The following is a 13,163-nucleotide window of genomic DNA, read 5'->3' as shown; positions in this document are numbered from 1 at the left end:
CTCCCAGCCTAAGATATACGTATTATCTGCTCATAAATTAATATCTCATCAGCATTGACATTCTTATTATCATGATAATGGCCAAAAAACCATTTTTTGAATTTAACGCTTTGTTTGATATCTTCTAGATATCTTGTGGCTACGTCCGTCGTGAATTTTCCACCACCAATAACTGCCTGAGTACTTGAAGAACAACAATGTGTAACAATATAATCCACGCAATTATCATGCGCTGCAAGATTGCGAACACCCTCCTCCATTTCTTCCGCATCAGGTAATTCGTTTTCCCACCAGCTGAGATGATTAATTCTGTATGGTATCCATTCTCTATCCAGTAGTTTTCTCTTCCTATGAAAATCCGGATCACTAATATCTAGAATCCCTCCATCAATATCGTGACTACTAGCACCACCAAAGGTAAAAATAGTTTTACCATCTAATTCAAATACTTGGCCGCGCATTAAATGAATAACGGATTTGCGAATTCTATGTACATTTCCTCCGTTCCATTTCTCAACTGGATAAGCCATTAATCTATCAAAATTCTCATGATTGCCATCAACAAACAATGTGGTAAACGGCCTTTCATCAAGCCAATCAAGCTTATTTGTTTCTTCTGGACTCTCTTCGAATCTATTCCAAACACCACCAAAATCTCCACAAATTATAATGTAATCATCTTTTGTCATTTCACGTTGTTCTGGAAAATTTTTGATAGAAAACCGCCGAAAATCAGCATGACAGTCCCCTGTTATATAAATCATATTAAAGCCTCTCCTTTATTAGTTATCATTAATAATTTTACATAGAAAACAGCGATTGTCATTGAACTTGTAATTCAAAAAACTCAGCCTCCAATTCTGGTAAGCTGAGCTTCAAAGGTATTCTTATGCAACTTTTAAATTATTAATCTCAATAAAGTATCGGTATAGTCGTTTTGCCTTTGGGTCATCTATTACAACTGGCCTATTTCCACAAATCATATCGTCAAGCGTTACATTGAACAGCACACTTAAAGCATATAAATTGTCAACTGAAGGCATAGATTTTTCCTCAAGCCAATGATATACACTTTGTACACAGGTTAGATTTAAGTATTCTTTTATGTCTTTGACCGAATATCCATTATCATCCATAAGTTTTTTCAGTCTTTTAGCCGTTTCATGTTTATCAATGGTAGGGTACAAAATCACATTCTCTCCTCGCTTATCAGTTTTATATCAGTATTATTATTAATATACTCTCGTATTTCAGCTTCCTTATTTCGACGACGCGCATACCTAAACATTTTCTTCTCATCCACCTGATATTTAGAGAAAATATTTTCTAGTATGTCAGCATAGTCACCTTTTGAAACCAACGTCATTAGTGTCTTATTTGCAAATAAATCTACTATTATCTTTTCAATGGACGCTATGTGGTTATTTTCTGAATTTGCAGGGCTTTCGCTTACAAGCCTTTCAATCAAAACTGCATTATCCGTCGAATAATATGTCATCTCTTTAGTAGTTGGCCTTAATAGTATCTTTCCTGGGAACTTTTCACTTAAAGATGAATAAACAAACTCACATCCATCATTTTCGACATCAAGAAAAATAATATTTCTAGCTAATAGGTGATTTACAAAATCATTCAACCATCTGAGCTCCCATACTTGAAAATTTATAAAAGGATAGGCTTTCTCTACCTGAGATATCACTTCTTCTGCCTCTTCGGACAACTGATTTGAATAAGTCTTTTTTCCTTTTATTACTTTTGCTTTTGCATAACAATTATGTCCTACTCGTACTATTTCTCCATGCTCGATATATTTTGAAACAAGATAGCGGAGCTGAGTATTCGTATAATCTCCATATAAATCAAAGGCAGAACTTAATAGATCCTGCCTTGAGAAGTAGTCTTTCTTTATATTATTCAATACTGCTGCTTTATTCATGATTCTGCAGCCTCCTTAGATAATATCGGCAATATTTTTATTTTTTGCCGATATGCATATTATTATTGTACAATGGTTGCCGCAAAATCTCAATAGCCATATTGGCAATATTTATATTTTTTTGCCAATATGGCTATTCTTCTAACCTTCCAGTTCTAGAATTATAAATCCTTATTTAAAGCCAATAGACCCTCATTTTATCAATAATATTTTGTCACAGAGATTTATTCTTGTCATTGAACTTGTAGTTCAAAAAGTCGTTTACACTAATTTACTACTTAGTAAGTTATCTCAGCTATTTAATCAATTTTCTCTCCTTTCAGTCTGATCTTTATCATTTTTATTCAAAAACAGGCAGAACAGCTCTTTTTGAGCATGTTCTACCTGTCAGTTGTCATACTATAATTTTAGAAAAACCAATACCACATTACAGTATTGAATAGATAGTTTGTATACCAATTGTAATAACTACATCCATATGATGGATACCAGTATGAATTGCGATATGAATGTCTTCTGATAGGCACATTATCCTCGACAACATACTTGCTTAATTTTCAAAATAACTGAGAGGATGCCAGCTGTCTTCTGGAACAGATTCTCTGCCAGTCTCTTTATCAACTAATGCCGCTTCAAGCTTCACAGCATTTACACCTGTTGAAACATAAGACACTGTGGTAGCACTGGATACAGCATCTATATCTTCCTCTCCAACCATCTTATGTTCAAAGCTGCCAACCAGTCTGATAAAAAGATTCTTATTATCTTCTACTACAACAGGCTCTTCCTTCGCAGGTTCCTCTTCCTCACCATTTTCCTGGGCACCATAAATTTATTACTCACCTTGAGTAATATGTACCAACCAAGTTAGTATAATATAACCACTGGAAGATATCAATAACTCTAAGTTGCTTAGTCAAACTCAACGAAATAAAATTAAAGATTTTTCTTGAAAAGAATTTTTAATTAGATTAGCCTTTTCTTAGGACGTCCTAATCTTTTCTAAGAGGAGGCTTTTATGAATAAAGAAGAACTACACCAATTCATTTCTGAAAGCAAAGGAAATGAAAGTAACATTTGCCAGATTTGCGTAATAAGGGGCGAAGAAATTGTTTATGAAGATTGCTGGCGAGGATTTAAGCCTGAAGATGCTGTCAACGTCAATTCAGTGACTAAAGGTGTCATGGCAATACTTGCTGGAATTGCAGTTGATAAAGGGGCTATTAAAAGCCTTGATGAAAAGGTTTTAGCTTACTTCCCTGACTATCAGGTTAAGAGAGGCGAAAAGACAATTTATGATGTTACCATAAGGCACCTACTTACCATGACTGCTCCCTATAAGGGTAAGTCAGAACCATGGAAAAAGGTATGTACTTCCGATGACTGGACAGTGGCTATACTGGATTTTTTAGGAGGCCGTAAGGGAATAACTGGAGAATTTAGGTACTCTACTCTTGGTATTCAGATTCTAGCTGGAATTATAGAGAGAGCCACTGGAGAAAAATTGATTGATTTTGCAAATAAGAATCTATTTCTCCCACTTGGAATCCCAGAACATGTCATTCATGGCGACAGCAGCAAGGAGGATCAGTTTGATTTCTTTATGAATAAAGGACCTCGTAAGAATGAATGGTATTCTGATCCTCAGGACACAGTTACTGCCGGCTGGGGACTATGTGCTACAGGAAGAGACCTTGCCAAGCTTGGTTCCATGGTTTTAAATGAAGGAAAATACAATGGACAACAGATAGTTTCAAGTGAATGGATTAAGCAGATGACTACGCCATATTTAAAGCTCGGTGAAAGATTCGGATTTATGGAGTATGGCTATTTATGGTACAATCCTATCGCAGATAGGGAAGTCTATGCTGCTATAGGTGATTGTGGCAACATCATCTATGTAAACAAAAAACTGAACCTTGCTGTAGGCATGACTGGAACCTTTAAGCCAAGGATTTTTGACAGGGTAGAATTCATAGAAACAACTGTAATCCCGGCGGCGATACAATAGAACAAAAAATCATGTATGGTCCCACTCCAAATAGTGGTAGCTTTTGATCTTCACTCATGTAATTCTTCAACATACCTCACCTCTACTATTTTCTATTTCCTGCCTACCAATAGTGTTGAGCCAGACAATCCCATCCATCCCTACTTTTCAAGAAAAGCCTTAATTCTATCTGCAAATTCCTTTGGCAGCTGTCCTTGTGGAGAATGCCCACAACCTTCAATGAGATTTACTTCTACATTAGGTGCTGTTATGCACTGGGCATACTCCTTTACAAGGCCTACTGGACAAATCCAGTCACATGAGCCGGATAACAACAGAACTGGCATTTGATAATTATCATTGTATTCCAATGCATTGAAATCCATCATGTATTGACCAAGTGGTTTTTCTACCAGTTCCTCATATCTTGTGTCTCCCATTGTTGCACCCATTTGAACCATATACCATCTAATATCATCAACACCTGCAATTGGACTTGTTAGTGCAGCCATAGCTGAAATATCCTTCGTCACAGTCTGAGGATGATATTGACTAACATAGCTTCTCAACTGCAAAAGATTTGCAATACTTTTATCAGTGGAAAACTTTTCATAAGCTGCTTCCATTTCAGTTGTATCATCACCCATTGCCATTGCTTGTATGAGAGCATCCTGATAAGAATAGGTCTCGCCGTAATAATCACGTTCATTAACACACTGGCCTACTCCGATATAAGCCGATACCTTTTCAGGATAAGCAAGCGCATATCTGCTTCCAAGCATTGTTCCATATGAGTGTCCCAGAATAATCACCTGTTCCTGGTCAAAACGCTCACATGCATAGTTCACAAGTGCATCTAAATCCTCTACCTGCTGTTCAAAAGATAAAGTTAAGTTATCTGAATCAATATCCATATTTCGATAATAAGTTCTGCCACAGCCTCTCTCATCCCAACTAATTACCGTGTACTTATCAGTAAGATAATCCTGCCAACAGTAATCAATGTATGTAGTTGGCGAACCTGGCCCTCCATGAAGGGAAATTATGACTGGGTTCTCAGTGGACTTACCAATAATTGAAATATATTCTTCCTGATCATTAAGCTGAACATAAATCTGATCATTTACACCATCTTTATATGCAATTGCGTGCTTAAACTGGTTGATATTTCGACAAGCAATAAAAAACATGAATGCTCCGCATATAACTATAAGAAGCAATGTAGCTACAACCTTGAAGGTGCCAAACAGTATTCGCTGAGGAAGCTTTCTCTTTTTCTTCACCTTTGGTCCATACACTTCATTACGATGCTGCAAATGTATTCCAATATGCCCCACACCAAGAATGACAGAACCCATGAGCATTAATATATTTCCGCCATAGATACCAAGTAAGAAAAAAGCTACAACTGGAAGAGTCGCGCCAGCTAATGGAATTCCCCAATAACTGCTGTAAAAGTCCTTCATAGTTTTCTCGCTTCTGAAATATCTAATCCAAAAGAGTTCGTACAACACCATGCATAGAAATGAAACTAAGAGCACAATACTCCAGAAATGCCATCCTTTGTAGTTAAAATCCGAAAAGAATATTGCAACAGGGGTAATTATAAACTGCCCTGTTCTTTCGAGAGCAAGAAGAATTTTATTCTCTTTTACAACATATTCTTCATAATCCTTTGGCTTATGCTTTGTCCATATCAAATTGGGAATTAGAAGAAGCACATACCATATTAGACCTACATAAGAAAAACCAAATTTCATTAATTTATATCCTCGTACTTTCAATTATCTGCTTAAGCTATTTCTACTCATTATATATAAGCTTGTGTATTCAAACAATAGAAACCAAAATTTGGAGCCAATAAATGAGAAGCCCTCAGGCGCTGGTATGCCTGAGGGCTGTATAAGAATTGACTATTTACTTACTCTTTAGTTAAACTCATTGCACATACCAGATACATCAACAACCATCCAAAGGATTCAAATCCTGAATCCATGCCACCTGCAATATAATTAGCAAGGTTTCCTAATAATCTCCGATTATAGCTAATACCATAGCTACACAGCCCAATAATATCTTCTGTCTTGATGACAATCTTTTCATAGCTTCCTCCCAATTAATGAATCTTTCTCTTTACCGTATGTATCAAAAATATTAACCCCCCAACAATCACAATCGAAATAAGAATTCCACTTGTATCCATACTGAAATCCTCCTTCCTCTTACTACCAAAACAAACCTTTCTTCACAAACTCTTCGGATTCTGCCGAAACAAAAGTATATCCTGTAGCATCAATCACTTCCCTAAGCCTATTGTCATCTATTTCTTCAGAAATAAAATTGGCAATTCCTTTACTGTGAGATGCTTTTACTTTTTTCGCATCCGGAAAAGCAGCCCTTATCGCATCATTGATATGTGCTTCACACATGCCACACATCATGCCATCTATTTTCACCGTGTATTTCTTCATAATAAATACTCTCTTTCCTATTTCACACAATTAAACACAGCTATACTCTCATCTTTAAATGGTAGTTTTCCTACATCCCCCTGCATAAACCTCACATTTGTTATACCTATTTCATCTGCTCTGTTTTTTGCAGACTGCATCATCTCTGTTCATTCTCCATACAGAGTGTAATACCAACTTTCCTGCCAGAGTAGTTCCTGTCATCATTCCATCATAAAAGCTATGTGCACCACCCAAACTTTTGTAAGCTGATTTGATTTCATCCTTTCTACTCATAACCCCACTCCTCACCTTATTTTAAACTGCCACATCCATAAATTCATCTATAGCATTCAGCACAGGCTCAGAATATTCTTTTTCTCCGAAAAGCCACTGCTCATGTTGCATATCAAACTCTCTAATATCAGGGTCGTGAAAATATTTCTTGTAGCGCTTTAAATACTTTTCCCCCATTTTATTGGCATATATAAAATGAGCCCGTGTATGTTCTACCTCAATATCATCTTCAAGATGAGTCAATAAGTCAGTATAGTACTCATTCTTAATTGACTCTGGATTGAACTTTGAAAAACAGCTCATGAACTTCTCAGCAGTCTCGTCATTCATCAGAAAAAAACTCTTCAATTTTTCTTTAGTCTTATTCCGCTTCTTTTCGCTCTTTGTAAAGCTGGTAAGTAGCGGAACTACAAGCATAGACTGAAGCTTTGCAGCTACTTTTCCACTTTGGTCAAGGTCTGGACTACCAAAAATGGCATGGTCTATATGCACATTTTTTCTCATAACAAGCTGTCCAACAAAACTTGAACCAAGAGAAGAACCTATAGCACCATCAAGTCTGCCATAGTGATTCTCCCTTATATAATTCTCAATTTTCTCTGTTACAGTTATCATGTCAGGAAATATATCATCACTTCCATCAAAACCATCATAATTTACACATATAAGATGATATTTTTCAGCAAGCTCCGATATGACTGTTCCAAAATTTGTCTGCCAATCGCAGCACGTTCCAGGAAGTAGCATAAGCGTCTTTCCTGCCATGTTTCCTATTTCTTCAAATTGCATAATATCTAAGCCTCTCTTGCTAATTGAACCATCTGCTCCCACCCCTCTTTTGCTTCTTTTACTATTGGGAACACTGGATAACAATGGAACATTCCTTTTCCTACAATCATATTGTAGCTAACACTATATCGTTTCATTACTCTCTCAAAAGATGGAGCACAAGCATATAAAGTTTCATCAGAACCATATATAAAAGTTACCGGTGGACAATTTGTAAAATCACCTTTCTGTAACCAAATCATATAATCAGGAACTGAATTATCACCATGTCTCATTATTTCCACAGCTCGTTTCATATAATCTGCTGGAACCATGACATCCTTTTTCTCAAGTTCAAGCATACGCTTCCATTCTTCTTCTGAATTTACACAAGTGCCTGGCGAAAGAGCAATGATATGTGCTGGCATCGGAACATCTTTATGTCCATCATTAATATAAGCCACCAAGCCTAAAGCTAGGTTTCCGCCCGAAGACGAACCAAGTATGCTTATATTCTTTTCATCATAATCTTTAAGCATCTCCTTGTATGTTTCATGTATCATTTCATAGGCTTTTGAAATTGGATAATCTAAACATAAAGGATAATAAGGTATGTACAAATCTAAACCTGTTTCCTTTGCAAATCTAAGTGCTTTTTTGATCGAACCGGCTCTGGGAGCTATAACCATACCACCACCTATGATAAACATATTGGCTCTATTTACTTTTTTCTTATGAATCAATTTCAGAACTGTACATCCCATAACCTGAATTTGACTTATGTTAAATTCATCATCCTGTAAATCAGGAACAGTAATTCTAGCATTTAATTTTCTTTTACTCTCAATAAAATCCTCATCATTACCACCAAAGTAAAGCTTTTTTAAATTTAAAGCCTTCACCAAAAACTTAAGTATTTCGTATTTTGCACTCATAATATCAACCTCATTTCTCTGCAATCACAGTAATCCAAGGTTTGCTTTCATGGTGGGCAGTTTTAATCTTTGAGAAGCCAGCATCCTTTAGTGCACCTTCTATTTCAGTTACAGTATGACAAGTCATACCATCAATAATTTTCTCAAACTTAAGGCTGGCTTCATCGGTGCCATCTGATTCATTTACAATCATGAATGTTCCACCTGGCTTAAGCGCTTTATTGACTTCTGAGAAGCACTTCCCAATCAGCCATTTTAGCATGCCCACTATTCATTCCATTTACCATCATCTGACCTAAAAATCCTTCAGGTTTTCTGGTCTGACTAACAAAATTCTTAAATAACCCCATTTAAAATCCTCCTATTTTGTTCCCACCAATAAAGTTGATCCTGAAAGCCCCATCCAGGTAGACTCCCATTTACTCATGAATTTTCCATCTGTAGTATCTATCAGCTGAACATCCTCATAGCCCATATCTTTGAGCTTCTTCTCAAAAGCCTTCATATCTCCATATTTTCCCTTAGACATGATGTCATGGATTGCAAAAGTGCCCCCCTTTTTCAAGGTTCTAAGTGTTTCTAAAAGAATAGCCTGTCTGTCCTTACTAGGGATGTTGTGATAAACATAGTTGCTTGTGACAACGTCAAAGGTTTCATCATCGAATGGAAGCTTTGTAGCATCTCCCTGTCGGAAGCTTACATTACTTACACCTTCTGCCTGTGCGTTGTTCTCGCAAAGATTTCTGTTAAATGAAGCATATTCCTTACCCCATCTGTCGATACCCATGAAAGATGCATTAGGATTCCTTTTTGCACAAGCAATGGTAAGTGCACCGCTACCACAACCTACATCAAGCCCTTTGCCACCATCAGGAATATTTACATACTCAGCAACTCCTTCGATAATCTGCTTTGACATCTGTCTATTCCCTTTATAGGAAAATGCACGATGCATAAGAATCATCCAAACTGTCATAAATATTAGTAAGACCCACAAAATCAGTAACACTACACTCACTACACTTCTTACTGTTTGGGCTGTGATTAAACTAAAATTATTTATAATCCAAAAAACAACCCAACAAACAACTGCCGCACTTGCGAATCCATTAATCATCCCCTGTGGCATCCAATTTTTGTAATCTGCTTTCATTTCAAGTCCTCCCTTTTTTTGGTTAATTCGATTCTAGTTAGTCAACACTAACTCTACATCTAAAAAAAAGCTATTCAAGACCGGTATATCTCAAATAGCTTATTTTCATTTATAAATTTACAACTCAGGATGAGCGATGATAAACTGCTTAATCCCTGCGTATGTATCGTCACTAATATAGTGCTCGATTTTGCAGGCATCCTCTTTGGCAGTCTCCTCGTCTACCCCTGCAACGTCCTGAAGGAATCCGGTAAGAGTCACATACTTATCAATAATCACTTCTGCGATTTTCTGCCCCTTGATAGTGAACTCAATCTCTCCGTCTTCCTTCATGACGATGATATTGTCTTTACGAAGGTTCGACATGGCTCTGGAAACACTGGCTCTGGAAAGTCCTAGTTCTTTAGCCAAATCAACAGAATGAAGATGGGCTTTATCTTGCTTAAGTATATATATGTTTTTGATATAATCCTCTGATGCCTTGTTCATTTTGTCCCTCAATCACATTTATCTACTGTTATTTAGATGATGTGGAATTACAAGATGAGCATCCACTGCATCCTGAACATCCACAGCCGCAGGAAGATCCACCCTGCTTCTTTGTCTTAATCATTGAACGAATAATGCCAGCAACGATTAAGATAAGCACTGCTAAAACAACTATTGTTCCAATATTTTCTGTAATCCATGAAATCATATCTATTACCTTCTTAATTATATCTAAGCAATCTCAAGCTTTGATGCCTCTTTGTACTTCTTGAAGAAAAGCATGTAGATAATGCCTGCTAATAATACAATTGATACGATAAGACCAACAATATTTACATTACCTGTCAATGCATTTCCAAACTGTGTAATCATTAATGCTACTACATAAGCGAATCCACACTGGTATGCGATTGCAAACCATGTCCATGTTGCATTGTTCATCTCTCGCTTAATAGCACCGATTGCAGCAAAACATGGTGCACAAAGGAGATTGAATACGAGGAATGAGAATCCTGTAATACCTGTAAATGCCTGTGAAAGTGCCTGCCAAGCAGTCAACTCTCCACCACCATAAAGGATACCCATAGTACCTACGATGTTCTCCTTAGCTACAAGACCTGTGATTGATGCAACAGCTGCCTGCCAGTTACCCCATCCAAGTGGAATGAAGATCCAAGCGATAGCATTACCAATCTTAGCAAGGATAGAGAACTCAAGCTCATCCTCTGCAAGCATTCTGAATCCATCCTCTGCGAATCCGAAGTAGCTTGTAAACCAAACAACGATTGTTGAAAGTAAAATGATTGTACCAGCCTTTTTGATAAATGACCAGCCACGCTCCCACATTGAACGAAGTACGTTACCAAGTGTTGGCATATGATATGCAGGAAGCTCCATAACGAATGGTGCTGGATCGCCTGCGAACATCTTTGTCTTCTTAAGCATTACGCCTGAGATAACGATTGCTGCCATACCAATAAAGTATGCTGATGTTGAAACCCAAGCTGAGCCACCAAAGATAGCTCCGGCAATCATTGCAATGAATGGAACCTTGGCACCACATGGAATAAATGTAGTTGTCATGATTGTCATTCTTCTGTCACGCTCGTTTTCGATTGTACGGCTGGCCATAACACCAGGAACACCACAACCTACACCAACAAGCATAGGGATGAATGACTTTCCTGAAAGACCAAACTTTCTAAATACTCTATCAAGAACGAATGCGATTCTTGCCATGTAACCACATGCCTCAAGGAATGCAAGCATAAGGAAGAGTACAAGCATCTGTGGAACGAAACCAAGAACTGCACCTACACCAGCTACAATACCATCAAGGATAAGTCCCTTAAGCCAATCAGCAGTACCTGCTGCATCAAGTGCTGACTCAACAAGAGCAGGAATACCTGGTACCCATGTACCGTACTCTGATGGATCTGGCTCATCGCCGATTTCTTCAAGAGTCTTTACAGCAGCTTCATAATCAGAAATACTTGCTGTCTCTTCTGAAATTTCAAGTGTCTCCTCATCCTCTACTTCGTATGTGAACTCATCAACAGGAGCACTTCCATTTTCCTCTACAAAAACGTCATATCCATCAACGATAGCTGATGCTTCAGCATAGCTTTCTGAGATATCACCATATCCGCCATCCATACCGAAGAGGTGGAAACCATCACCAAAAATACAATCGTTTGTAAAATCAGTAGCAGGTGCGCCTACACCTACCATTGCTATCCAGTAAACTAAAAACATTACTGCTGCAAAAATAGGAAGACCAAGCCATCTGTTAGTTACGACCTTATCAATCTTATCTGATACTGAAAGAGAGCCTTCGTTCTTTTTCTTGTAGCAAGACTTGATTACCTGAGCGATATAAACATAACGCTCATTTGTGATAATACTCTCCGAATCATCATCCATTTCTGTTTCAGCAGCCTTGATATCTTTTTCAATATGCTGAAGCTTGTCAGCTGGGATATTTAACTGCTCGAGAACCTTATCGTCACGCTCGAATACCTTGATAGCATACCATCTCTGCTGCTCGTCTGGAAGATTGTGAACAACTGCTTCCTCGATATGAGCGATTGCATGCTCAACTGGACCTGAGAATGTATGAAGAGGAACTGTCTTGCCATTCTTAGCGGCCTTGATAGCTTCCTCTGCAGCCTCTGCTGTCTTGTCGCCCTTAAGTGCAGATATATCAACAACCTTACAGCCTAACTGACGAGATAACTCATCAATATGAATCTGGTCGCCATTTTTCTTAACGATATCCATCATATTTACGGCTACTACTACTGGAATACCAAGCTCTGTAAGCTGTGTTGTAAGATAAAGATTTCTCTCAAGGTTTGTTCCATCGATGATATTTAAGATAGCATCTGGACGCTCGTTGATAAGATAATTTCTGGCAACAACTTCTTCCAAAGTGTAAGGTGAAAGCGAGTAGATACCAGGAAGATCAGTGATAACTACGTCATCATGTCCCTTAAGCTTACCTTCCTTTTTCTCAACTGTAACACCAGGCCAGTTACCTACGAACTGATTTGAACCTGTAAGTGCATTGAATAATGTGGTCTTACCGCTGTTTGGGTTACCTGCAAGTGCAATTGTTATGCTCATAATTAATTCTCCTCCACTTCTATCATTTCCGCATCAGCCTTGCGAAGTGATAATTCATAGTTTCTAACTGTAACCTCGATTGGGTCACCAAGTGGTGCAACCTTGCGAACGAATACTGGTGTATTCTTAGTAATACCCATGTCCATAAGTCTGCGCTTAACAGCGCCTTCACCATGTAGCTTTACAACAGTAGCTGTCTCTCCGATTTTTACATCTCTCAATGTTTTCAATGATTATTCCTCCTCTTACTAGATCATAATTTTTCTAGCCAGTTCATCGCTGACTGCCACTCTGCTCTCTTTAACCTTTACGATAAGATTCTCGCCAAGTGTACTCACTACGCTAACCTCTCCGCCTACGTTAAAGCCTAGGTGTTCCAAATGTTTTTTCACCTCAGGGCTACCACCGATTTTTTTAATTATCTGAGGTTCCCCTGGTTCTGCATAAATCAATGGCATCATACATTTCCTCGCTTTTATTTATCTAATTTCGATTAGTAGATACTAACCGTATACCCTAA

General features: G+C 37.8%; 20 protein-coding genes. 1 reads left to right on the top strand and 19 read right to left on the bottom strand.

What is annotated here, in order from left to right:
* Positions 1–8: 8 nt before the first annotated feature.
* From G592_RS0110350 to G592_RS17575, 4 genes are all read right to left on the bottom strand, one after another.
* Positions 9–764, bottom strand: coding sequence for a metallophosphoesterase family protein (locus G592_RS0110350; protein ID WP_028247757.1), 756 nt, complete (start codon positions 762–764; stop codon positions 9–11).
* 123 nt (positions 765–887) lie between these two features.
* Positions 888–1,187 (bottom strand): helix-turn-helix domain-containing protein, encoded by a 300-nt coding sequence (locus G592_RS0110345; protein ID WP_028247756.1) that lies wholly within the window; start codon positions 1,185–1,187, stop codon positions 888–890.
* A 2-nt stretch (positions 1,188–1,189) separates the two neighbouring features.
* Positions 1,190–1,936 carry a DUF6577 family protein gene (locus G592_RS16265; RefSeq protein ID WP_051194869.1) on the bottom strand — a complete coding sequence of 249 codons (747 nt, stop codon included), beginning with the start codon at positions 1,934–1,936 and terminating at the stop codon, positions 1,190–1,192.
* A 550-nt stretch (positions 1,937–2,486) separates the two neighbouring features.
* Positions 2,487–2,654: a hypothetical protein gene (locus G592_RS17575; protein ID WP_155942195.1), complete on the bottom strand. Its 168-nt coding sequence runs from the start codon at positions 2,652–2,654 to the stop codon at positions 2,487–2,489.
* Between the two features lie 300 nt (positions 2,655–2,954).
* On the opposite strand from G592_RS17575, the gene G592_RS0110330 reads away from it, so the two are divergent.
* On the top strand, positions 2,955–3,947 hold the full coding sequence (locus tag G592_RS0110330; RefSeq protein ID WP_028247755.1) for a serine hydrolase domain-containing protein: 993 nt from the start codon (positions 2,955–2,957) through the stop codon (positions 3,945–3,947).
* 140 nt (positions 3,948–4,087) lie between these two features.
* Here the strand turns inward: G592_RS0110330 and G592_RS18025 are convergent, their stop codons facing one another.
* The 15 genes from G592_RS18025 to G592_RS0110260 form a co-directional block, all read right to left on the bottom strand.
* Positions 4,088–5,686 (bottom strand): alpha/beta fold hydrolase, encoded by a 1,599-nt coding sequence (locus G592_RS18025; protein WP_196801837.1) that lies wholly within the window; start codon positions 5,684–5,686, stop codon positions 4,088–4,090.
* A 161-nt stretch (positions 5,687–5,847) separates the two neighbouring features.
* Positions 5,848–6,042 (bottom strand): hypothetical protein, encoded by a 195-nt coding sequence (locus tag G592_RS0110320; RefSeq protein ID WP_028247754.1) that lies wholly within the window; start codon positions 6,040–6,042, stop codon positions 5,848–5,850.
* A gap of 109 nt (positions 6,043–6,151) precedes the next feature.
* Positions 6,152–6,397 carry a heavy-metal-associated domain-containing protein gene (locus tag G592_RS0110310; protein WP_028247753.1) on the bottom strand — a complete coding sequence of 82 codons (246 nt, stop codon included), beginning with the start codon at positions 6,395–6,397 and terminating at the stop codon, positions 6,152–6,154.
* Between the two features lie 17 nt (positions 6,398–6,414).
* Positions 6,415–6,537 (bottom strand): hypothetical protein, encoded by a 123-nt coding sequence (locus G592_RS18145; RefSeq protein ID WP_420329242.1) that lies wholly within the window; start codon positions 6,535–6,537, stop codon positions 6,415–6,417.
* Positions 6,509–6,673 (bottom strand): hypothetical protein, encoded by a 165-nt coding sequence (locus G592_RS17565; RefSeq protein WP_155942193.1) that lies wholly within the window; start codon positions 6,671–6,673, stop codon positions 6,509–6,511. Before G592_RS17565 ends, G592_RS18145 begins: the two co-directional genes overlap by 29 nt.
* A gap of 21 nt (positions 6,674–6,694) precedes the next feature.
* The gene (locus G592_RS0110300) at positions 6,695–7,462 is read right to left on the bottom strand and encodes an alpha/beta fold hydrolase (RefSeq protein ID WP_028247752.1); all 768 of its coding nucleotides are present in this window, start codon (positions 7,460–7,462) and stop codon (positions 6,695–6,697) included.
* 5 nt (positions 7,463–7,467) lie between these two features.
* On the bottom strand, positions 7,468–8,376 hold the full coding sequence (locus tag G592_RS0110295; RefSeq protein ID WP_036952596.1) for an alpha/beta hydrolase: 909 nt from the start codon (positions 8,374–8,376) through the stop codon (positions 7,468–7,470).
* 10 nt (positions 8,377–8,386) lie between these two features.
* A complete protein-coding gene (locus tag G592_RS18140) occupies positions 8,387–8,569 on the bottom strand; it encodes a hypothetical protein (protein ID WP_051194868.1) in 183 nt (60 codons plus the stop codon).
* Positions 8,570–8,594: 25 nt separating this feature from the next.
* Positions 8,595–8,726 carry a hypothetical protein gene (locus G592_RS18135; RefSeq protein ID WP_330365436.1) on the bottom strand — a complete coding sequence of 44 codons (132 nt, stop codon included), beginning with the start codon at positions 8,724–8,726 and terminating at the stop codon, positions 8,595–8,597.
* Between the two features lie 11 nt (positions 8,727–8,737).
* Positions 8,738–9,529 (bottom strand): class I SAM-dependent methyltransferase, encoded by a 792-nt coding sequence (locus G592_RS0110285; protein WP_028247750.1) that lies wholly within the window; start codon positions 9,527–9,529, stop codon positions 8,738–8,740.
* Positions 9,530–9,646: 117 nt separating this feature from the next.
* The gene (locus G592_RS0110280) at positions 9,647–10,018 is read right to left on the bottom strand and encodes a metal-dependent transcriptional regulator (protein ID WP_028247749.1); all 372 of its coding nucleotides are present in this window, start codon (positions 10,016–10,018) and stop codon (positions 9,647–9,649) included.
* Between the two features lie 28 nt (positions 10,019–10,046).
* Complete coding sequence (locus G592_RS0110275) at positions 10,047–10,226, bottom strand: FeoB-associated Cys-rich membrane protein (protein ID WP_028247748.1); 180 nt, start codon at positions 10,224–10,226, stop codon at positions 10,047–10,049.
* Positions 10,227–10,249: 23 nt separating this feature from the next.
* Positions 10,250–12,643: a ferrous iron transporter B gene (gene feoB / locus G592_RS0110270; RefSeq protein WP_028247747.1), complete on the bottom strand. Its 2,394-nt coding sequence runs from the start codon at positions 12,641–12,643 to the stop codon at positions 10,250–10,252.
* Positions 12,644–12,645: 2 nt separating this feature from the next.
* Entirely contained in the window at positions 12,646–12,873 is a 228-nt protein-coding gene (locus G592_RS0110265; protein ID WP_028247746.1) for a FeoA family protein, read from the bottom strand.
* An 18-nt stretch (positions 12,874–12,891) separates the two neighbouring features.
* On the bottom strand, positions 12,892–13,104 hold the full coding sequence (locus tag G592_RS0110260) for a FeoA family protein (RefSeq protein ID WP_028247745.1): 213 nt from the start codon (positions 13,102–13,104) through the stop codon (positions 12,892–12,894).
* Positions 13,105–13,163: the final 59 nt, after the last annotated feature.

It is taken from the genome of Pseudobutyrivibrio ruminis CF1b, assembly GCF_000424005.1.
Classification (GTDB): Bacteria; Bacillota; Clostridia; order Lachnospirales; family Lachnospiraceae; genus Pseudobutyrivibrio; species Pseudobutyrivibrio ruminis_C.
This window is presented reverse-complemented; position numbering and strand designations above follow the sequence as displayed.